This is a genomic window from Asticcacaulis sp. EMRT-3, assembly GCF_030027245.1.
GTDB lineage: Bacteria > Pseudomonadota > Alphaproteobacteria > Caulobacterales > Caulobacteraceae > Asticcacaulis.
This window is the reverse complement of the sequence record NZ_JASERT010000001.1, coordinates 883873-904050: the sequence shown is the minus strand read 5'-3', so window position 1 is coordinate 904050 and position 20178 is coordinate 883873. Positions and strand designations below refer to the sequence as shown.

General features: G+C 58.4%; 18 protein-coding genes. 8 read left to right on the top strand and 10 right to left on the bottom strand.

Annotated elements, in window-relative coordinates:
- A complete protein-coding gene (gmk, locus tag QB905_RS04415) occupies positions 1 to 657 on the top strand; it encodes a guanylate kinase (RefSeq protein ID WP_282973346.1) in 657 nt (218 codons plus the stop codon).
- A gap of 2 nt (positions 658 to 659) precedes the next feature.
- Here gmk and rsmA read toward each other — a convergent pair whose 3' ends face one another.
- The 6 genes from rsmA to QB905_RS04385 form a co-directional block, all read right to left on the bottom strand.
- Entirely contained in the window at positions 660 to 1433 is a 774-nt protein-coding gene (rsmA, locus tag QB905_RS04410; RefSeq protein ID WP_282975571.1) for a 16S rRNA (adenine(1518)-N(6)/adenine(1519)-N(6))-dimethyltransferase RsmA, read from the bottom strand.
- A 44-nt stretch (positions 1434 to 1477) separates the two neighbouring features.
- On the bottom strand, positions 1478 to 2503 hold the full coding sequence (gene pdxA, locus QB905_RS04405) for a 4-hydroxythreonine-4-phosphate dehydrogenase PdxA (RefSeq protein ID WP_282973345.1): 1026 nt from the start codon (positions 2501 to 2503) through the stop codon (positions 1478 to 1480).
- A 12-nt stretch (positions 2504 to 2515) separates the two neighbouring features.
- Complete coding sequence (locus QB905_RS04400; protein ID WP_282973344.1) at positions 2516 to 3898, bottom strand: peptidylprolyl isomerase; 1383 nt, start codon at positions 3896 to 3898, stop codon at positions 2516 to 2518.
- Between the two features lie 60 nt (positions 3899 to 3958).
- Positions 3959 to 6694: an LPS-assembly protein LptD gene (locus QB905_RS04395; protein WP_282973343.1), complete on the bottom strand. Its 2736-nt coding sequence runs from the start codon at positions 6692 to 6694 to the stop codon at positions 3959 to 3961.
- A gap of 112 nt (positions 6695 to 6806) precedes the next feature.
- The gene (locus QB905_RS04390; RefSeq protein ID WP_282973342.1) at positions 6807 to 7943 is read right to left on the bottom strand and encodes an LptF/LptG family permease; all 1137 of its coding nucleotides are present in this window, start codon (positions 7941 to 7943) and stop codon (positions 6807 to 6809) included.
- Between the two features lie 12 nt (positions 7944 to 7955).
- Complete coding sequence (locus tag QB905_RS04385; protein ID WP_282973341.1) at positions 7956 to 9128, bottom strand: LptF/LptG family permease; 1173 nt, start codon at positions 9126 to 9128, stop codon at positions 7956 to 7958.
- Between the two features lie 254 nt (positions 9129 to 9382).
- Here QB905_RS04385 and QB905_RS04380 point away from each other — a divergent pair, with 254 nt between their 5' ends.
- The 5 genes from QB905_RS04380 (at position 9383) to QB905_RS04360 (ending at position 13070) form a co-directional block, all read left to right on the top strand.
- Positions 9383 to 10864, top strand: a complete 1482-nt coding sequence (locus QB905_RS04380) for a leucyl aminopeptidase (protein WP_282973340.1) — start codon at positions 9383 to 9385, stop codon at positions 10862 to 10864.
- 1 nt (position 10865) lies between these two features.
- The gene (locus QB905_RS04375; protein WP_282973339.1) at positions 10866 to 11372 is read left to right on the top strand and encodes a DNA polymerase III subunit chi; all 507 of its coding nucleotides are present in this window, start codon (positions 10866 to 10868) and stop codon (positions 11370 to 11372) included.
- 74 nt (positions 11373 to 11446) lie between these two features.
- Positions 11447 to 11749 carry a proteinase inhibitor i78 gene (locus QB905_RS04370; protein ID WP_282973338.1) on the top strand — a complete coding sequence of 101 codons (303 nt, stop codon included), beginning with the start codon at positions 11447 to 11449 and terminating at the stop codon, positions 11747 to 11749.
- 118 nt (positions 11750 to 11867) lie between these two features.
- Positions 11868 to 12341 (top strand): response regulator, encoded by a 474-nt coding sequence (locus QB905_RS04365; protein WP_282973337.1) that lies wholly within the window; start codon positions 11868 to 11870, stop codon positions 12339 to 12341.
- Between the two features lie 15 nt (positions 12342 to 12356).
- Entirely contained in the window at positions 12357 to 13070 is a 714-nt protein-coding gene (locus QB905_RS04360; RefSeq protein ID WP_282973336.1) for a sensor histidine kinase, read from the top strand.
- 24 nt (positions 13071 to 13094) lie between these two features.
- Here QB905_RS04360 and QB905_RS04355 read toward each other — a convergent pair whose 3' ends face one another.
- Positions 13095 to 14996 carry an ABC-F family ATP-binding cassette domain-containing protein gene (locus QB905_RS04355; protein WP_282973335.1) on the bottom strand — a complete coding sequence of 634 codons (1902 nt, stop codon included), beginning with the start codon at positions 14994 to 14996 and terminating at the stop codon, positions 13095 to 13097.
- 109 nt (positions 14997 to 15105) lie between these two features.
- Here QB905_RS04355 and ndk point away from each other — a divergent pair, with 109 nt between their 5' ends.
- Positions 15106 to 15522, top strand: a complete 417-nt coding sequence (gene ndk, locus QB905_RS04350) for a nucleoside-diphosphate kinase (RefSeq protein ID WP_282973334.1) — start codon at positions 15106 to 15108, stop codon at positions 15520 to 15522.
- A 129-nt stretch (positions 15523 to 15651) separates the two neighbouring features.
- Here the strand turns inward: ndk and purN are convergent, their stop codons facing one another.
- Positions 15652 to 16227 (bottom strand): phosphoribosylglycinamide formyltransferase, encoded by a 576-nt coding sequence (gene purN / locus QB905_RS04345; RefSeq protein ID WP_282973333.1) that lies wholly within the window; start codon positions 16225 to 16227, stop codon positions 15652 to 15654.
- A gap of 148 nt (positions 16228 to 16375) precedes the next feature.
- Entirely contained in the window at positions 16376 to 17419 is a 1044-nt protein-coding gene (purM, locus tag QB905_RS04340; RefSeq protein ID WP_282973332.1) for a phosphoribosylformylglycinamidine cyclo-ligase, read from the bottom strand.
- Positions 17420 to 17482: 63 nt separating this feature from the next.
- Between purM and rnd the strand changes: the two genes are divergently transcribed.
- Complete coding sequence (rnd, locus tag QB905_RS04335) at positions 17483 to 18631, top strand: ribonuclease D (RefSeq protein ID WP_282973331.1); 1149 nt, start codon at positions 17483 to 17485, stop codon at positions 18629 to 18631.
- Positions 18632 to 18646: 15 nt separating this feature from the next.
- Here the strand turns inward: rnd and QB905_RS04330 are convergent, their stop codons facing one another.
- Positions 18647 to 20128 (bottom strand): Ppx/GppA phosphatase family protein, encoded by a 1482-nt coding sequence (locus QB905_RS04330; protein WP_282973330.1) that lies wholly within the window; start codon positions 20126 to 20128, stop codon positions 18647 to 18649.
- Positions 20129 to 20178: the final 50 nt, after the last annotated feature.

Genomic DNA, 20178 nt, shown 5'->3' with positions numbered 1-20178 from the left:
ATGTCCCATTCGCAGCCGCCCGCCACGCAGAAGCTGCGCCGTGGCCTGATGCTGATCGTCTCTTCGCCTTCGGGCGCGGGTAAGACATCGCTGTGCCGTCGCCTGATGGCCGATCATTCCGATCTCGACCTGTCCATTTCGGTGACGACACGCGCAGCGCGGCCCGGTGAAAAAGACGGACGCGAATATCATTTTATCAGCGATGAAGAGATGGATCGGCTGACGCAGCAGGATGCGTTTCTCGAATCGGCCTCGGTGCATGATCACCGCTATGGCTCGTTGCGCGAACCGGTGGAGCGCGCGCTCAGTCAGGGCCAGAATGTGCTGTTTGACATTGACTGGCAGGGGGCGCAGCGCATATCGGCCCGGGCACCATCGGATGTGGTGCGCGTGTTTATCCTGCCGCCGTCGATGGAGGAGCTGAAGCGGCGCCTGGTGGCACGGGCGCAGGACGCCGAGGCGGTGATTGAGCGCCGTCTCAGCCGCGCCAAGGGTGAAATCGCCCACTGGGCCGAATATGATTATGTCATTCTCAATGACGATTTCGACCGCTCGTTCGCCGAACTGACGCATATCTATCATGCCGAGGCGGCGCGGCGTTCGCGCGGCCTGTGGATTGCGCCTTTCGTTGATGAACTGATGGCCGAGGCGATTTAGAACTAAAGGCTGGCCAGTCGCAGAAAATCGGCGGGGCTGATCTGTTCGGCGCGGGCGGTGGGATCAATGCCCGCCTTTTCAAGAAAGGCTTCTCCGCCCAGACCCTTCAGCGATGATCTGAGCATCTTGCGGCGCTGACCAAAGGCGGCGGCGGTGATTTTTTCAAGATTCTTGATAAGGGCGCGTTCCGGCTGGTCGGTTTTCGGCGTCAGCCGAACCACGGCGGAATCGACGCGCGGTGGCGGGGTAAAGGCGCGCGCAGGCAGATCCATGATCTTTTCACAGTCGCACAAAACCTGCGAAATGACCGACAGGCGGCCATAATCATCGTCGCCCACGGGGGCCACCACACGCAGGGCCACCTCAAGCTGGAACATCAGGGTCATGGATTTGGGCTGCCACAGCCCGGTCAGCCATTTGATCAGCAGGGGCGTGCCGACATTATAGGGCAGGTTGGAGACAATATGGGCCTGTGGAGACAGGTTGCGGTCTGCAAGTAATCTGACTTCGTCCACCTTCAGGGCATCGGCTTCGATCACGGCGAAGCGCGCGCCATAGACCGCGTTGAGTTCGCCGAGCAGTTCGATAAAGCGCGGGTCTTTTTCAATAGCGATCAGATGCGCCGCCCCGCCTTCGAGTACGGCGCGCGTCAGGCCGCCGGGGCCGGGGCCGACCTCAATGACCGTATCGCCGTCATAGGGCCCGCCCAGCCTGACGATCTTGCGCGTGATGTTGAGATCGAGCAGGAAGTGCTGGCCGAAGGCTTTTTTGGCCATCAATCCGTGCTGTTCAAGGCTTTCGCGTAAAGATGGCAAGTCGCTCACGCCTGAAACCCCTGCCGGTGGCGGGCAATGGTGTGCGCCAGCCGGATAGCCTCGATCAGGCTGTCGGGCCGCGCCTTACCTTGACCGGCGATAGCAAAGCCGGTGCCGTGATCGGGCGAGGTGCGCGCAATGGGCAGGCCGAGTGTGACGTTGACGCCGCGCCAGAAATCCAGTGTTTTCAGAGGTATCAGCCCCTGATCATGGTACATGCAGATCACGGCGTCATAGGTGCGGCGTGCAGCTTCATGAAAAAGCGTATCGGCGGGCAGAGGATCGGAAATGTCAATGCTTTCGTTTCGCAAGTGATGAGCGGCGGGCGATAAGATGTCGATCTCCTCGCGCCCGATGGTGCCGTCTTCGCCAGCATGGGGGTTCAGCCCCGCCATTGCCAGACGTGGCGCTGCGATACCAAAATCACGGATCAGGGCCTGGTGGGTGATGCGGGCGATTTCGATCAGTCCGGGTTGGCTTAGTCTGGCGGCCACCTCGGCCAGCGGCGTATGGATGGTGGCCAGAACCACGCGCAAAGCGCTTCCGTTGGCGGCGTCCGGCGCGGTCAGCATCATGACCGGCAGGGGCAAGCCTGTCTCATCGCGGCAAAGTTCGGCCAGATATTCGGTGTGGCCGGGAAAGGCGAAGCCTGCGCCATACAAAACCGACTTGGCGATCGGGGCGGTGATCAGGGCGCGCGCGGTTCCCTTCAGGCACAGTTCGGTGGCTTCGCGGATCCAGGCGATGATATGCGGTGCATGGGCGGCATCAGGCTGGCCCGCTATGGCCGCTGCGGAAAGGGGCCGATGCAGAACGGGCAAGGCGCCGTGAAAAACGCTGGTCGCCTCTTCGGGCGAGGCGATTTTCGAGATTGCAAGGTCGTGCCGGGCCAGTATATCGCCATCGCCGACCACGCAGAAGGCCAGTTCAGGCTCATCTTTCAAGGCGCGCCATGCAGACGCAATGATTTCCGGGCCGATACCGCACGGATCGCCCAGGCTGATGATAAGGGGTGCGGATAAGTCCGCCATAGTCGCCCCTCTTTAGTGGTTGACGATGGTCGCCGAAGACCGCAGTTCACGCAGATAGCGTTTGCCCAGCATGGCCAGGCGCTGATTGACCAGATTATCTTCCAGTTGTTCGCGCGTCAAAGCATGGTCACCGGCCAGTTGGCGACCGCAGACATAGACCACATTCATATACTGGCTGTTGCGTAAGGGGGTGGTCGACTCGCCTTCCTTGAGAGGGCGCAGGGCCTTGACATATTCCGGCGTGAGCGTGCTCAGTTGCACTTCGCCGAGATCGGTGAGTTGAATGTCGCCGGGTGCCTTACCATTGAGATCATCAACCGCATCGCAGGAATCGACTTTGTTGCGGAAGGCTGAAAGCTGGGCCTCTGCATTGCTGACGGCGTCGGCAGTAGCATTCGCAGACAGGGGAATGGCGGCCTGCTTCATATGGAAGACCATATCGGCATTGCCATCAGTCTTGCGGCGCAGGAGCAGAATATAGGCCCCGTCCTTCGTCATGACCGGCGGGCTCATCTCACCGGGTTTCAGGCTTTTCAAAGCGTTTTCGATGGCCGGATCGATGCTGCCGGAAACCAGCCAGCCCTCATCGCCGCCATTGGCTGCCGAAGGGGCATTGGAAAACTGCCGGGCCACAGCCTGAAACGGCGCCGCCTTTTTGACAATCTGATCGTAAAGCTGTTGCGCGCCCTGCTGGGCATTGGCCATAGAACCGGCGGCGGCGGGATCGATGAAGATTTCCGATACCAGATATTGCGGCTTCTGGCCATCGGCGATGACCTTATCCATCAGGGCATCCACCTGCGTCGAACCGACGGCGGCATTGGAGTGATAGCGTCCGCCCACCAGTTCCTGCCAGCCGATTTCAGACGAAATCTGGGCGCGCAGCGTGGCCGGTTCGACGCCAACGCGCTTCAGTTCGGCCAGAAGCTGAGGTGACGTCAGATTGCTCTGCTGGGCCATGCGCGCGATTTCATCATCGACCTCCTTGGGGGTCACCTTGACCTTCCAGTGATCCATTTCCTGCTTTTCCAGCTTTTCATCGATCAGACTGCTGAGCGCCTGCTTCTGGAAGGCAGCGTAATTATCCTGGGTGACCTGGACGCCTGACGTAACGATCAGCAGCAACATGCGCTGTTTGAGATCATAGGAGGTGATCATGTCATTATTGACAGACACAAGCACGCCTTCGCCCAGTTGCGGCAGTTGCGGGGCTTCTGTCGCCGCGCTGAAAGCGGGCTGTGAATCCTGCGCCGCCGAGCCGCTGTCAGGCAGGGGGGCAGGCGTCAGCCCTTGCGCCGAAACCGCTGTGGCGGCGGCAAGGGCAAGAAATGCGCCCGCGCAGACATAATGACGTAAAGCCATCTTGGAAAAGGGCATAGCGGCGTTAGAAGTCATGAATTGCATAAGGGGCATTCGTCAGGTGAGGCCTCAGATATGGCGTCAGAATTTGGCGGTTTAGCGAACGTCTTTGAATTTCTGACCAGACGTTCCCAATGTGGCAAAGTTAAGTCGGAAAAAGATGGAGGATTGCGGTTTGTGGTTTTGGTTTGTTAACAGCGTATCGTTCTTCTGATAAATCAGTTCATACCATATGCAATCATTCTTGTAGATCACACTGACCGTTGAGCGCCGCCAGGTATTAGCGACCAGATCACGATCCAGCCGCGCGGATACGCCCCAGTTTTTCGTGAAGAAATGTTCGGCATACAGTTGCAGGTCACGGTAATTATTGCCAAAAGTGTTCAGGTCGGACTGTGCAGGTAATTGATCGCTATATTGGTACAGCGTTTGAATCTGTGCTTCTGTGAGCACATCGTTGAAAATGTAGCGCAATGTCGCCTGCGTCTTCGAAGTGAAGGCGCTCATGCCGAACTCACCCTGCACAGCACGCAGGGTATCGGAATTGAGGCGCAGGCGCTCATAACCATTAAGACCCTTGGTCAGAACGAACGAGCTATCCACGATCCAGTCAGAATTTTGGCTGCCAAGGCCCGACGGATCGTAAGTATATGATTTGCTAGTCGTTAGGTGAGTATTAGAGCCGGTTGCAGTCACCGTAAACGTCTTCAAAAACTGTTCTTCAGGCTTATCGCGCAGGGTGCGACCGACCAGCAGGTCGAACGAACGACCGCTCTTGAAGGTCACGCTGGTATGCAAACCCAGATTGGCGCGTGCCCCGCCTTCGTAAATGTCGAAGCCGGGAGATTTATCGAATGAAAACAGTGTCGTTTCGTCGAACTCGACGCTCTGGCTGTCCTCGGTCGGCTGATAAGGGCTTTGTTGCGTATCGGGCGAGACAAGCAACTGGGCAATGGGTTCAATCACGACGGTGGCACCGCTGAATTTGCGCAGAAGCGGATAGCTGACCTTGAAGCCCGTCGTAGCGAGGTTGCGGGAGAAGCTGACGCTTGTGTCGGGATCGCCCGGCGTCGCCGCATAAAGCAGATTGCTCAGATGATATTCATCATGGCGCAGATCAAGAACCGGCCCCCAGCGCAAGCCGCCGCGCGTCGTCATACCGCCTTCGTAAGACACACCAAGGCTGGCGCGGTCGCTATCAAAGCCATTATTGCTATTAATCGCGCCGGGATTACTATTACTGGTGTCGGCATTCGGAAAAATATCCGAGGGGGTGACCAGCGGAAACAGCTTGTGTTGCAGGCCCAGAGCATTCAGTGAAAAGGTCAGTTGTCCGCCAAGGATACGCGCGCGCGGTGACCAGTAGGCTTCGATCATCGGCGCAATGACCGGGTAATAGTCGGAACTGGTCGTATAGGGCTGAACAGAATTGAGGCTGGCGGTGTTGGGCGCTGTATAAGCATCCAGATATCCCGCGATTTGCAGGCTCTGGAAGCTGGCCATCGTCACGGCGAAATAGGCGTTGGGGGCCTGCCGGATCAGATTGAGCTGGCTGATGAGCTGGCGGTCATCGACAGAAAAATCGCCAACCTTGTCGAAGGCGTCATCGATATTGTAGCGCTCAAAAAAATTAGCGTATGTTCCGCCGGAAGGATAGGAGGTTTGTTGGCCGCTATTGGCGTTGCTCCAGTAGTTGCCAGCCGGGAAATCATCCTTCACATGCTGGGCCGTGAAGTTCCAGCGCCAGAGATCATTAATCTTAAAGGCCCCATCGGCCAGCACATAGTCGCGGATCTCCGCAGGCCCGAATTTGTTGCCGTGATTGTCAAAGAAAGATTCGTTGGTGACGCCGCCACGGATGTGCAGCAAACCCGAATAGAAGTGGCGCTCATAGTCCAAATTGAGAAGAGGCGCGACGGCGGTATTCAGTTGCGGGCTGATGATCAGTTGCTGATAGGGCGAAATCGACCACAGATAAGGTTGTTCGTATGAAAAACCGCGCTTTTTCGAAAAACCGATTTTAGGCGACAGAAAACCGGAGGCGCGATCAAGTTCGGGATCCGGTGTCCACAGATAGGGCATGTACAGGATCGGCACGCCTTTCAGGCGGATGATGGCGTTTTGATAAAACACCATCTTCTTGTCCTTGCGCTGGGTAATGCGCGAGGCCTGGATCGACCAGCTCGGTTCCTGGGTATGGCCATGCGCCACGCAGAGATCGCAGGGCGTATAGATGACATTGGTCAGTTCGTTGGTGTTGGGGTCGATCTGTTCGACACGGCGCGCAAACACCTTGGCGTTGTCGCGGCTGGTGGCAGCGAAATTATAGCTGACACCCGACTTCATATTGTCGTCATAGGTGATCGAATCGGCGAACTGCACCGTGCCGTCGTCATTGATTGTCTTCGTATGACCGGTGGCGACCGTGATGCCCGTATCGGAATTGTATTGCACCTGATCGGCGTGGATCGTCCGATCCTTGTAACGCATTTCCACGCTGCCATTGGCCACGATCTGGTTCTTATCCAGCGATTCAACCTGATCGGCCTCAATATAGGCCCCGCCCGGCACAAGCCCGTCCGGGCCGGGCTGAGCCGGAGAAGAGGGCGGGCTGGCGGCGACAGACGGTGCATCGGCGACGATTGGCGGTGTCGCGGGAGACGCTTTCGCATCCGCCATAGCCAGCGTGAACGACAATTGCATACGGGTATGGTCGCCATGATCGGCGGCAGGCAGACGCACGGTTTCCGCCACGGCGGAGCCGCCGCAAGCCGCGCTTACCGCCATCAGGGACATCAGTCCGACACTTAGATTCAGGGAATAGCGCTTCATTATCGCCCTAATGTATTCGTTCTGTAATTTGTGCCGTGATTCGTGCCAAGCCAGCGGCGGCAGGGGGTCTATAGCATAGTTTCAACGCAACCGCGTCTTCGTGCATCATGTCTTAGCCGTCTTCGGTATAGACAAGCAAGGTCATGGCGGCCAGCAAGGCCAGGATCGGTGGCGACCAGCCGGCCAGCGAAACCGGCACTACGCCCGCCTTGCCCATGGAGGAAAACAGTTGATTGACGAAAAAAATGACGAAACCGAGGCTGATACCGGAAATAACCAGCCGCGTCATACCGCCCAGCCGCATTAAGCGTAGGGAAAAGGCCGCGCCCAAAGCCGTCATGGCGGCGAACATCAGCGGCGTTGATAAGAGCTGATGCAGCTTCAGCGCATAAATAGCCGTGGAAAAGCCGGAAATGCTGTTGCGGTGAATCAGGCCCGGCAATTGCCAGAAGGGTACGGACTGCGTATTGGCGTAGCTTTTAAACGCCCGCTGAGGATCGAGATTTGAATTGAGGCTCAGCACGTCATAAAACTGCGCCTGCTTATCAAGCGTATATTCGCGGGCATTTTTCAACACCCAGTGGCCGGGATTGAGAACGGCGCTTTCGGCGTCCACGCGCTCATCGAACTGCGGCGTGTCCTTGTTGTCGATATTGTAGATCCAGAAGGTGACGCCATTCAGGTGGCCGGGCGCATCCGTGGCCTGGGAGGCGGCGCGTATGACCATTTGTTGGTTGCCGTCGCCCTGACGCAGATAAATGTCCTTTTTCAGGGCTGCCGTCGCATCCACCGGGTTCGTTACCTGATCATAGCGATCGCTAAGAATGGAGGCGACCGGATTGAAGACGGTAATCGTCACAATACCGAAAACAAAGGCCAGAACGCTGGCTGGCAGAATGAAGCGCCAGGCCGAAACGCCCGCCGCCCGCATGGCGATCAGTTCCGAATGCCGGTTCAGGTTGATAAAGGCCAGCATCGAGCCGAACAGGAAGGCGAACGGCAGCAGGATCAGAATCACGCTGGGCGATTTTTCCAGCAAAAGACCAAGCACTGACAGGCTGGACAGTTCGTTATTGCCGACGACTGTGCGCGAAATCTCAACATAGTTGATCAGAAAAATCAGGCACGAAACAATGGCCAGGGCTGTGCCGAACATCGCCACGCAGGTGCGCAATATATAGGTTTCGAGACGACTTTTGCGCCACGGATTGAGATGGGTCAGCGGAGCCAGGATGGAGGTTGGTTGCATCATAAATTCCGCCTAGTTCAAAGGCTGGAGCACGGGGCCGCCGCGTCCGCCATCGCCCAGCAGACTGATTGAGGGCTGGTGGCTTAGGCTGATGTCGTGTTTGCGGATGAGGCGATAACAGACAAAAATGGGTATCAGCGGCACTAAATATTGCAGGAAATTCAGAAAAGCGATGCTCTCGCAGCCCGAGGCGACGATAATACCGAATATGCGCGTGCCCCCGGCGATAGCGCTGGCGATGGCGATGCGTCTTGCATAACCATTGCGGCTGAAACGGCCGCCCAGAACCGCCACAAAGGCCAGCAGCAGGAAGCTTAGATTATAAAGCGGCGAGGCGAGGCGCGCATTGCCCTCAGCGAACAGCTTGCGCCAGTTGCCGCGTTCCCAGTCGCCGCCAATGCCGGGCAGTTTCATATTGGGAAAGAAAAGCTCGTGCATATAGCGGTCGCTTTCCTTGTATTGCAGAAAGTCGTCGCTGGCGAAATAAGGGGTGATGTCGATGCTGTACTCATCGAAGGTGGCGTGTTCGAGGATGCCCTGATCATTGACCTGCTGGCTCGACCCCTTGCGCATCACCAGGTAGGACAGGCCATTCTGCTTGATAATGCGGCCTTCGCGCGCGGCATAGGTGCGGTCGTGGCCATCGGGCCCCGGGGTGCGGATGAATATCTGGCGCAGCAGGCCGTTTTGGTCGATACGCTTGACATAGATGGTCAGGCCGGTTTCGGAGGTCGAGAAATCGCCCTCCTTTACAAGCGTCGAAACGAGGTCGTTTTTGACGTTGTACAACTCCTGACGCATGGCCCGGGCGCTCCACGGTTGCAGGAACAGGTTGGCGGCCAGGCTGATCAGGGCGAAATAGACGCCAATGCGTACAATCGGATAGGCGATGCGCGCCAGCGACATGCCACTGGCATAGGCGGCAGTGAATTCATGCTCACCTTGCAGGCGCGTCAGGGCCACGAGGCTGCCAACGAACAGCGCGATCGGAAAGATGGTGCCTGCCAGTTGCGGCAGGGACAGAAGCGTGATGCGCAGAAACGTCCAGCCACTCTGGCCGCGCTCAACCACCAGGTCGAACTGGGTCAGGGACTGACTCAGCAGGGCGATGGCCGTCAGGGCCGCCAGGGCACCCAGAACCGGCACGAGGGTCTGGCGGAAAATATAGCGGTCCAGTGTGCGCATTCAGTCGGAACTTGGCTCGATCATTGAAAAGAGTCGGCGCAGGGCCGGTATCGGGCATTTCTTTTGACCGCTTACGCGGTTAATTACAAGCCGCAGCATGGCGAAGCCGTAAAATAATCCAACAGGCTTTATCTCCGAAAAATGTGCAAAAAGCTTCGCCTTGAAAATGCCCCATAAAAGAATTTGCAAAAGAAACAGGGCGCGCCTAGCTAATAGATGATCCCACGCCACGCGCCTGATAGCGGAGTTTGTTCATGCCTATACCGTCCATTCAACTGGCCACGAAGCCTGCGGCCAAGACCTGCCTTGCCGTTATTCTGGGCGAGGGCGAGGCGGCCAGCCCCGGCTTTACCGGTCTTGGCGAGGTGGTATCCGCAGAGGTCTTGAGCCTTTTGACCATAACCGGCTTTAAGGGCGCGCGCGGCAAGGTGCAGATGCTCAGCCGACCGGCCAGTCTCAATGTGGCAGCCCTTGCCGTGGTTGGCGGTGGCGAGCTTGCCGGGCTTGATGCGGCTGGCATGGAGGTGGTTGCAGCCTCACTCTATCATGCGGTGAAATCGTCCGGCTTTGAAGGCTTAAGCTTTGATCTGACCGGCTATGCGCCGGAACGGGTGGCCCACGCCGTGCTGGCCCTGAATCTGGCGGCTTATCGCTTCGACAAATATTTCGGTCAGGCCAAACTGGAGAAATTACCGGCTCTCAAATCCGTCACTGTCGTTTGCGACGACGTAGCGGCGGCGGAAGCTGCGGGCGTGCCCCTGATGGCGCTGCGCGACGGTATTTTCTTTGCCCGCGACCTGGTGTCGGAACCGGCCAATGTCCTCTATCCGCAGTCCTATGCCGACCGCGTCAGGAAATTGGAAGGCACGGGCCTGACGGTTGAGGTGCTGGGCATTGCCGAGATGGAGGCGCTGGGCATGAATGCGCTGCTGGGCGTGGGTCTGGGCAGCGGACGCGAATCGAAGCTGGTGGTCATGCAGTGGCACGGCGCGGACTCAAAGACCGCGCCGGTGGCCTTTGTCGGCAAGGGCGTTACCTTCGATACGGGCGGTATTTCGATCAAGCCCGCCGAGGGTATGGAGGACATGAAGTGGGATATGGGCGGTTCGGCCACTGTGGTCGGCACCATGATCGCGCTCGCCACGCGCAAGGCCAAGGTCAATGCCGTGGGCATTATCGGCCTCGTCGAAAACATGCCCGATGGCAAGGCGCAGCGACCGGGCGATGTGGTCAAGGCCATGTCGGGCACGACAATCGAGGTGATCAATACCGATGCCGAAGGCCGCCTCGTTCTGGCCGACGCCCTGTGGTATTGTCAGGATCGCTTCAAGCCGCAATTTATGATCGATCTGGCCACACTGACCGGTGCCATGATCATCGCGCTCGGCACCGATTATGCCGGTGTCTTCAGCAATAATGACGAACTGGCGGATCGTATTACCGAGGTTTCAAAAGCGGTGGGCGAGAATTTTTGGCGGATGCCGCTGCCGACGCAATACGAAAAGCAGATCGATTCCAAGATCGCCGATATTCGCAATATCGGCGGCCGTCCGGCGGGCGCGATTACAGCCGCGCTCTTTTTGCAGCGCTTCGTCAATAATGTGCCGTGGGCGCATATGGATATTGCGCCGACCGCCTGGACGAATGAGCAGCGCATCCCCACCGTGCCGGAAGGGGCCACCGGCTTTGGCGTGCGTACGCTGAATGATCTCGTCGCCAGATATTATGAGGGCTGAGATGGCCGTTGAAAGCTCTGGAGCCGCCGGAGCAACAGGGCGGCCAGATGTCTGGTTCTATCATCTTGAGAAAAGTGCACTCGAACAGGCCCTGCCGGATTTGCTGGAAAAATGCACGGGCAAGGGCTGGCGCGTCTATGTACACGGCGCTGAGGATGCCGATGGACACGGTATCGAAGCATTGAATTCTTATCTGTGGAGCTTTACGCCAGCCTCATTTCTGGCGCATGGCCGCGAAGACGATCCGCACGCGGAACTTCAGCCCGTTCTGCTGGGCGTTTCGGGCGTACCGACAAATCAGGCTGAGGTTTATCTGTCGGTCGCCCCGGTGAACTTGCCGGATTTACAAAATATGAACGGTTTGCAGCGTTGTCTGATTGTCTTTGAAGGCGGCCGCGACGCGCACCTCGCCTGGGCGCGCGACCAGTGGAAACGGCTGAAGAGTGAGGGCATGACACTGGCCTACTGGAAGCAAAACGAACAGGGCAGATGGGAAAGAATGCAATGAAGAGGATCGCGATTTTTGCTTTAGGCTTCACCGTCTTGGCCGGTTGTTCTACTGCGCCCGAACAGGCGCCGTCCGTGCAGGCACCCCCCGCGATGACGCCGACGCCGGCAACACCGTCAATATCAGCCTTGCCGCAAAGCGCTTCGCCCGAGGCCCCTGTGGCGACGTTGAAGCCGATGGACAAGGATCAGTGCGGAGCGCAGGCTCTGCAATATCTGGTTGGCAAGCCGCGCACCGATATTCCGGTGCCGCTCGATCCGTCATCACGCCGCGTCGTGTGCTCGACCTGCGTGACGACGCAGGAGTTTCGCGCCGATCGCCAGACTATCACCTTCAACTCCGATACCGGTCTGATCACCTCCGTGAAGTGCAACTAGGTTTAGGTTCTGAAATAGCTTCGGGTTGCGGCGATGCGGCAGATCAACCATGATGAGAAAAGACAGTGCGAGTCGTGGTCACGTGGCGAGCCCTTCTTACCAGTCAAGGTGAGGCGAAATGGACAAGATATTGATAGCGGAAGGCCGACCAGCCGAAATCCTGCTCATCGATGATAATCGTGGTGATGCGCTGCTGGCATCGCACGCCTTTCGTGAAGCGCGTGTAGCGACCCGCCTTTCCAGGGCCATGACCGGCGAGGATGCTCTGGCCATGTTGCGTGGTGAAGATGAGGTTTACGGTAAAAATTTACCTGATCTTATCCTGCTTGATATGCAATTGCCGCGCATGAGCGGCCTAGATGTGCTGACGGCGATCAAAAGCGATCCGCAGTTTCGGCACATTCCGGTCATCGTCATGTCGAATTCGGGAAATTTGTCGAATATTTACAAGAGCTACAGCCTTTATGCCAATGCCTATGTCGTCAAACCGACGGATCTGGTCAAGTTTCGGGAGGCCATTGCCATGATTGAGCAGTTTTTCTTTCTGCTGGCGGCGCTTCCCGGCGCGGCGGCCAGGTGTGAAGAGGTTTAGGCGATGCAGGATGACATGACGACAATGCAGGTCACGGGCGACGCAGAGGCGGAATTTCGTGATTTCGTCTATATTGTTTCGCATGATTTGGCCGGCCCCGTGCGGTCGATGGTGGCGTTTTCGCAATTGCTGAAAGAGCAATTGGGCCTTTCACTGACCGATGACGACCAGTTGCACCTCGATCTGATCGTCGAAAGCGGTGAGAAACTGGGAGATATGATTCAGGGCCTGCTGGCCTTTTCACGCCTGAACACGGTGCAGCGAGTCTCAACCGTCTGCGATCTCGAAATCGTCATGGCGCGCTGTTATATGGAGGCGCAGCCGCGGCTGGACGCCACTAAGGGACAGCTCAACTATCCGCGTATGCCCGAACTGACCGCCGATCCGTCGCGCATGTTTACCCTGTTTTACGCCATTATCGATAATGCGCTGAAATTCCGCAGCGATCATGTCGCGCCCGATATTCGCATCCAGATCGAAGAGCGCCCTGACGCCTGGCTGTTTCATATTTCGGATAATGGCATCGGCATCGATCCGATGTTTTATGACGATGTGTTTAGGCCTTTGCGCAAATTACATACCGACGAAGCCTATCCGGGCGTCGGCATGGGGCTGACCCTGGCGCGTAAGATCGTGCTTCAGCATGGCGGTGCGATATGGCTTGAACCATCGGGCCGGTTGAGCGGCCTGACGGTATCGTTCAGTCTGACGAAAAAGCCGAAAACCTAAGAGCCGAGAACCTAAGAGACGGAATCAGACCCCGGCTTCGCTTTTTGCGTTTTCATAAACCTCGGCGGCTTCCATCCATTCGGCTTCGAGGCGCACCAGTTCGGATTCGAGATGGGCCTTGTCTTTTCCAAGGCTTATGGCCTTCGCCTGATCTTTCACATAAAGCTCAGGATCGGCCAGTTTGAGGTCAAGCAGCCGTATCTGATTGCCGGTTGATTCGATTCGGCGCTCCAGTTCATCGGCCTTCTTTTTCAGCGGTGCGATGGCGTTGCGCGCGGCGGCGGCGGCTTTACGCGCCTCCTTGGAATTGACCTGCGGATCCTTGGCCTTATTGGCCTCGGCGGCCTCTTCGCGCGTCGCCGTTTTTGAGCGCTCGATCACCAGCCTGGCGTAATCGTCCATACTGCCGGTATAGGTCTTCACCGTGCCGTCATTGACCAGCCACAGCTTGTCGGCCACCAGTTCGATCAGTGAGCGGTCGTGGGTGATCATCAGAACCGCGCCCTCATAGTCGTTGAGCGCGTCGAGCAGGGCGCGGCGGCTGTCGATGTCGAGGTGGTTGGTCGGTTCGTCGAGGATCAGCAGGTGCGGGCGATCCATCGATACCATGTTGAGCAAAAGGCGGGCGCGTTCGCCACCCGATAAGTCCTTCACCTTCGTCTCAACCTTCTGTGCGCCCATGCCGAAGGAGCCGAGGCGCGAGCGGCGCTTGGCCTCGGTTTCATCGGGGCGGACGCGGCGGATCATTTCCAGCGGCGTGTCTTCGGGATCCATCGCCTCGATCTGGTGCTGATGGAACCAGGCCACGGTCATGCGGCGGTCGCGCCACTGGGTGCCGTGCGACTCCGTCAAAGCGCCCGCCAGAAGCTTGGCGAAGGTCGATTTACCCGCGCCATTGACGCCTAAAACGCCAATCCGATCATCGGGATCGAGACGGATGTTCATGTGACGCAGGATGATGGTGTCGCCATAGCCGACGCTGGCATCATCGAGGCGGATGATCGGCGGCGCCAGTTGCTTTTCCGGTGAGGGGATCATGAAGGGGGCGACGCGGTCTTCGATGGTGGCCGAGATAGGCGGCAGCTTTTCCAGCTTCTTCATGCGCGACTGCGCCTGGGCGGCTTTTGAGGCCTTGGCGCGGAAACGATCGACAAAGGCCTGCAAATGGGCGCGTTCAGCCTCCTGTTTGGAGGCGTTGGCGGCGTTCAGGCGGGCTTTTTCGGCGCGCAGACGCTCGAACGAGTCATAGCCGCCCGTGTAGTAGTCGAGCTTCTGGCCGACGACGTGAACGATGGCGTCGACCGATTCATTGAGCAGGTCGCGGTCGTGCGAGATCATCAGGGCGGCATTGGGGTAGCGCTTGAGGCGGGCTTCCAGCCACAGCGCGCCTTCTAGGTCGAGATAGTTGGTCGGCTCATCGAGCAGCAGCAGGTCGGGCTCGGCCAAAAGCGCGCCCGCCAGCGCTGCGCGCATCCGCCAGCCGCCGGAAAAATCGGAAATTGGCCGCGTCAGGTCGGCAGTGGAGAAGCCAAGCCCGCTCAGGATTTCGGCTGCCTTGGAAGGCGCCCGGTCGGCGCCGATAGCATAAAGATCATGGTGGATTTCGGCCTGATGGATCGGATCGGCGGTTTCGAGCGCCGCCAGCAGATCGCGGCGGCGCACATCGAGATCGAGCACCTCATCGAGCAGGTGTTTGGGTGAAGCGGCGATTTCCTGATCGACCGACGCGACACGCCACGCCTTGGGCATGGATATGTCGCCGCCGCCGGGCTGGAGGTGGCCGAGGATCAGTTTGAACAGGGTGGATTTGCCGACGCCGTTCAGGCCGACCAGACCCGCCTTGGTGCCGGGCGGCAGGGACAGGGTGGCGCCATCGAAGAAGCGGCGACCATAGGCGTCGAAGACCAGACCGGTAATTTGGAGCATGTTACAAAAACTTGGAAAAATTCAGGGTTGGCGAATGGATCGGGTGTCGCTATAAGCCACGCCAACCGAAATCTAAAGCCTTTTGGCGCAAAACATATTGGAACTTTTCATGTCCCGTACCTTTTCGATCATCAAGCCGGACGCTACGCGCCGCAACCTGACCGGCGCGATCAATGCCGTTATCGAAGCTGCCGGTCTGCGTATCGTGGCGCAGCGCCGCGTTCACATGACGAAGGCGCAAGCCGAAACCTTCTATGGCGTTCACAAGGAACGTCCGTTCTTCGGCGAACTGGTGGGGCAGATGACCGCCGAGCCGGTGGTCGTGCAGGTTCTGGAAGCCGACAATGCCGTGCCGAAGTACCGCGAAGTGATGGGTGCCACCAATCCTGAGCAGGCCGCCGAAGGCACGCTGCGCAAGCTGTTCGCCCTGTCGATCGGTGAAAACTCGGTGCATGGTTCGGATTCGGACGAGAATGCCGCCATCGAGATCGCGCAATTCTTCACCGAAGACCAGATCGTCGGTTAAAACCTATGGGGCGTGGGGTCTGTGACCCCACAAACCTTACCTCTTCTGATAAAAAAGCCCTGTCCGATGGACGGGGCTTTTTTATCAGATAGACAAGACTTGGGGGCACAGCCCCCAAACCCCATAAGCTTAACGCGCCAGCACCTTGCGCAGCGCCTGCGCATACAGCCTGTGTTCTTCGGCCAGTACGCGCGTGGCCAGCCGATCCGGCGTATCGCCCTCCAGCACCGGCACGCGCGCCTGAGCGATGATCTCGCCCTCATCAACGCCCGCCGACACCCAATGCACCGTGGCTCCATGTTCGAGCACACCCGATTCCAGCGCCCGTTCATGGGTATGCAGGCCCTTGAATTCCGGCAGCAGGGCGGGATGAATATTGATCATCCGGCCCGCCCATTGCTCTACCAGCCAGGGCGTCAGAACGCGCATATAACCGGCCAGACAGATGAATTCGACGCCCTCGGCGCGCAGGGCCGCATCGATGGCACGTTCGTGCGCTTCACGATCCTTGCCGAACGGCCTGTGATCGAGCCCCAAAGTTTTGATGCCGTGATCGCGTGCCCATTCCAGGCCGGGAGCTGCCGGATCATTGGCGACCACCAGCACGAATTTGGCAGGAAAATCAGGCGCTTTCGCCGCCTCTACCAAAGCCATCATGTTTGAGCCGCGGCCTGAAATGAAGATGGCGGTTTTGGTTTTTTTCATGGTTCTGAACTCTCTTATCTGAGTTATCAGACCCTCCCCTGATATCAGGGGAGGGTGCCCAAAGGGCGGGCGGGGTTATAGCGGCCCGCTCTGACCCCCTCCGGCGCTGGCGCGCCAACTCCCCCTGATATCAGGGGGAGTTCAGTGCTTATTTTGCCGCCAGTTGCCCGCAGACAAAGGCGTCTTCACCGGCATTGAGCAGGGCCGCCAGAACCGCATCGGCGTCTTTCGGCGCAACATACACCACGAAACCGATGCCGCAATTGAAGGTGCGCAGCATTTCCTGCTTGTCGATGCCGCCCGTCTCCATCAGCCACTGGAAGACCGGCGGGAAGGTGAAGGCGTTGAAATCAAACTGAGCCGTCAGGTCATCACGGACGCCGCGGTCGGGGTTTTCGATCAGACCGCCGCCGGTAATATGGGCGCCGCCCTTGATCAGGCCCGCCTTCATCAGCGGCAGAACCGACTTGATATAGATGCGTGTCGGCTCAAGCAGAGCCTGAGCCAGCGACTGATCCCTGGCGAACGGTGCTTCCGACGACCAGGTTAGCCCGGCCACCTCGATCACCTTGCGGATCAGCGAATAGCCATTGGAATGCGGGCCCGATGAGGCCAGACCGATCACCACATCACCGGCGCGCTGATCATCAAAACGCGGCAATACCTTGTCACGATCCACGGCCCCGACCGAGAAACCGGCCAGATCATAATCATCGCTGCCGTACATGCCGGGCATTTCGGCGGTTTCGCCGCCCACCAGCGCGCAGCCCGCGCGTTTGCAGCCCTCGGCGATCCCGGCCACAACGCGGCGCGCCGTATCGACATCGAGTTTCGAGGTGGCGTAATAGTCGAGGAACATCAAAGGCTCTGCGCCCTGCGCCAGCAGATCATTGACGCACATGGCCACCAGATCAATGCCGACCGTATCGTGGCGGTGGGTTTCGATGGCGATTTTCAGTTTGGTGCCGACGCCATCGGTCGTGGTGACGATCAGCGGATCATTGTATCCGGCGGCGCGCAGATCGAACAAGGCACCGAAGCCACCGAGGCTCGGCTCCGCGCCGGGACGGCTGGTGGCCTTGGCCAAAGGCTTGATCGCATCGACCAGCGCTTCACCGGCATCAATATCGACGCCAGACTGGGCATAGGTGAGTCCGGTTTTCGGCGGCGGGGCGGACGTCGGCTGGGACATAAAAAATTATCCTGTGATCACTTTAAGGCTGGCTGCAAGATTTCGGTTTGCTATAGCTACAAAATGACACCAATTACAAATACGAATGACCTGATCGCCTTTTGTGAAGCGATAAAAACCGCGCCCTTTATCACGGTCGATACCGAATTCATGCGCGAAACCACCTATTGGCCCAAGCTGTGCCTGATTCAGGCGGCCAGCGCTGACCATGCTGCGATCATCGATCCGCTGGCCAAAGATCTGGATATGCAGCCTTTTCTCGATATTCTGAGCGATGAAAAGGTGCTGAAGGTTTTTCATGCCTGCCGACAGGATATGGAAATCTTCGTCAATCTGGGTGTTATGCCCAAACCGGTCTTTGATACGCAGGTCGCGGCGATGGCGGCGGGCTACGGCGATCAGGTGGCCTATGATTCGCTGGTGCGCCAGACGCTGAAGATCGACATCGACAAGGGTTCGCGCTTTACCGACTGGGCCAGACGGCCCCTGAGCGAGCAACAACTGCATTATGCGCTGGGCGATGTGACCCATCTGGCTAAGCTGTATCCAAAACTGCGCGATCAGTTGGCCAAACAGGGACGGCTGGAATGGGTGGCCGAGGAGATGAAGGCCCTGACCGTGTCTGGCCTCTATTCCACTGAACCTGAGGACGCCTGGAAGCGCTTAAGGCCGCGCAAGCATTCGGTCAAATATATGGCGGTCTTCGCGCAGGTCGCGGCCTGGCGTGAGCGGATGGCGCAGGAACGCGACATGCCGCGTGGCCGTATCCTCAAGGATGAAGGCGTTGACGAAATCGCCACGCAATTGCCGACCGATTCGGCGGCCTTCGATCATCTGCGCTCGACCTCCAAGGGTTTCGGTGCATCGAAATTCGGCGTCGAACTGGCCGAAATCATCCGCAATGTGCTGAAAACACCGGAAAACTACGCGCCCAAGGTCGAAAAATCCGGCCCGCCGGTGCAGGTGCCCGCCTCGGTGGTCGAACTGCTCAAGGTCTTGCTGCGCATCCGCTGTGAAGAAGAAGGTGTAGCGCCGAAACTGATCGCCACTGTGTCTGATCTGGAAAAAATCGCGCTTGATGACAAGGCGGCGGTGGCCGCGCTTGAAGGCTGGCGGCGCAAGGTGTTCGGTGAGGACGCGCTGCGACTGAAGCGCGGAGAACTGGCGTTGGTGCTCAATGGCACGCGCGTTGAAGTGGTCGAGCTGGACTAAAAATCTATTTGAATCTTACGGATAGGTGACAATGTTCAGGTTCAGCTTAAGCGACTGCGCCAGGGCGCGGGCACGCCGCCTCGTTTGTTCGCCGAGCAGAAGATCCTCCCAGCCCGCCTTGGCGCTAAGCACCAGTTGTCCCTGATCCTGTGTGACGTGCGATTGCACCAGCAGCCGCGCCGATTTGGCCGAAAGATCGCAACCCAGCCGCAATAACAGGCCAAGCTGGGTGGCCTGACGCAATTTATCCTCGCCCAGAATGCGGCCCGTCAGCACCGGTTCGCGCGTATAGGTGTCGCCGGAATAGCGCGTATAGACGGCGCAGGCCAAAAAGACGCGCTCTTCGTGGTTCTGGCCCGGAATAGGGGCGCGCAACACCTGATCACTGGCCAGATCGGCGCGGTGGTCGGGATGGAGGCGCGCGCCGATGTCGCTCAGCTTGGCGGCCGAACGGATCAGCTTTTCGCTGGGCGATTCAATCTGTTCCTGATCGAGGCTGGCATAAAAGTCCATCGCCCACTCGCCGAGCGCCGGGCCCAGATCATCATTGATGCCGAGGCGCGCACCGAGGGCGGCGCAGCCGGCGATGAGCGGATCGTCACGCTTCAGATCGTCGCCCAGCGATTCGAACAGCAGGCCTTCACGCAGGCCGAAGGCGGAAAAGCACAGGGTTTCGAACTTCAGTTCCTCGATCAGTCCCTGCAAAACCAGAGCGGCATAGGAGATGTTTTCGAGGCGACGCTTGGAAACACCCGGCAATTTTTCAAGCGATGACAAGGACTGGCTGGCGATCAGGCGTGAAATTTCGAGCGCCTCACGGGCGGGTAGCTCGAACTGTTGCACAATCTGCAACGGATAATGCTGCTTCATCATCCAGATCAGCGCCAGATTACGCCACGCCCCGCCCACAGCGTGAAATTTCGGATTGGCGAAACGGCCTTTGAGCGGCGTCAGTTGCTCACGGATAGCGGGATAGGTTTTATCGAGATCGATCGGTTTGGGCGCGCCGAGCGCAAACGGGCCGAGCGGCAGGGTGATGCCCGCACTGGCGTCATGGCCGTCGAGATCGATCAGTTCGAGTGAAGAGCCGCCGAGGTCGCCGACCACGCCATGCGCATCGAGATGGCCGCAGCGCACGCCCAGGGCCGAATACCAGGCTTCCTCAGCACCGCTCAAGATGCGGACGGAAAAGCCGGTCATGCGCAAAACCTGCGCGACAAAATCACGGCCATCTTCGGCTTCGCGTATGGCGGCTGTGGCGACGGCGTGAATGCCATTGAGATTGTAGGTTTCGAGGATGGCTTTGAAACGCCGCAGCGCGATCAGGCTTTCCTTCACCCCGCCCTTATGCAGGACGCCCGTGGTTTTCAGATCGCGGCCAAGGCCCGCCAGCACCTTTTCATTGAAAATGGGCCAGATCGAGCGGCCTTCGACACGATAGATGACGAGGCGCACCGAATTGGAGCCAATATCGATGACGGCGGTATTATAGTTCAAGGCACCCGTCTCCGGTCAAATCCACCTCTGCGCTTAAAGCCTTTGCTGGG

What these genes read in the sequence shown, in the direction of transcription:
- gmk (WP_282973346.1), top strand. Translation starts at nt 1, where the DNA reads ATGTCCCATTCGCAGCCGCCCGCCACGCAGAAGCTGCGCCGTGGCCTG.
- rsmA (WP_282975571.1), bottom strand. Translation starts at nt 1,433, where the DNA reads ATGGCCAAAAAAGCCTTCGGCCAGCACTTCCTGCTCGATCTCAACATC.
- pdxA (WP_282973345.1), bottom strand. Translation starts at nt 2,503, where the DNA reads ATGGCGGACTTATCCGCACCCCTTATCATCAGCCTGGGCGATCCGTGC.
- QB905_RS04400 (WP_282973344.1), bottom strand. Translation starts at nt 3,898, where the DNA reads ATGACTTCTAACGCCGCTATGCCCTTTTCCAAGATGGCTTTACGTCAT.
- QB905_RS04395 (WP_282973343.1), bottom strand. Translation starts at nt 6,694, where the DNA reads ATGAAGCGCTATTCCCTGAATCTAAGTGTCGGACTGATGTCCCTGATG.
- QB905_RS04390 (WP_282973342.1), bottom strand. Translation starts at nt 7,943, where the DNA reads ATGCAACCAACCTCCATCCTGGCTCCGCTGACCCATCTCAATCCGTGG.
- QB905_RS04385 (WP_282973341.1), bottom strand. Translation starts at nt 9,128, where the DNA reads ATGCGCACACTGGACCGCTATATTTTCCGCCAGACCCTCGTGCCGGTT.
- QB905_RS04380 (WP_282973340.1), top strand. Translation starts at nt 9,383, where the DNA reads ATGCCTATACCGTCCATTCAACTGGCCACGAAGCCTGCGGCCAAGACC.
- QB905_RS04375 (WP_282973339.1), top strand. Translation starts at nt 10,866, where the DNA reads ATGGCCGTTGAAAGCTCTGGAGCCGCCGGAGCAACAGGGCGGCCAGAT.
- QB905_RS04365 (WP_282973337.1), top strand. Translation starts at nt 11,868, where the DNA reads ATGGACAAGATATTGATAGCGGAAGGCCGACCAGCCGAAATCCTGCTC.
- QB905_RS04360 (WP_282973336.1), top strand. Translation starts at nt 12,357, where the DNA reads ATGACGACAATGCAGGTCACGGGCGACGCAGAGGCGGAATTTCGTGAT.
- QB905_RS04355 (WP_282973335.1), bottom strand. Translation starts at nt 14,996, where the DNA reads ATGCTCCAAATTACCGGTCTGGTCTTCGACGCCTATGGTCGCCGCTTC.
- ndk (WP_282973334.1), top strand. Translation starts at nt 15,106, where the DNA reads ATGTCCCGTACCTTTTCGATCATCAAGCCGGACGCTACGCGCCGCAAC.
- purN (WP_282973333.1), bottom strand. Translation starts at nt 16,227, where the DNA reads ATGAAAAAAACCAAAACCGCCATCTTCATTTCAGGCCGCGGCTCAAAC.
- purM (WP_282973332.1), bottom strand. Translation starts at nt 17,419, where the DNA reads ATGTCCCAGCCGACGTCCGCCCCGCCGCCGAAAACCGGACTCACCTAT.
- rnd (WP_282973331.1), top strand. Translation starts at nt 17,483, where the DNA reads ATGACACCAATTACAAATACGAATGACCTGATCGCCTTTTGTGAAGCG.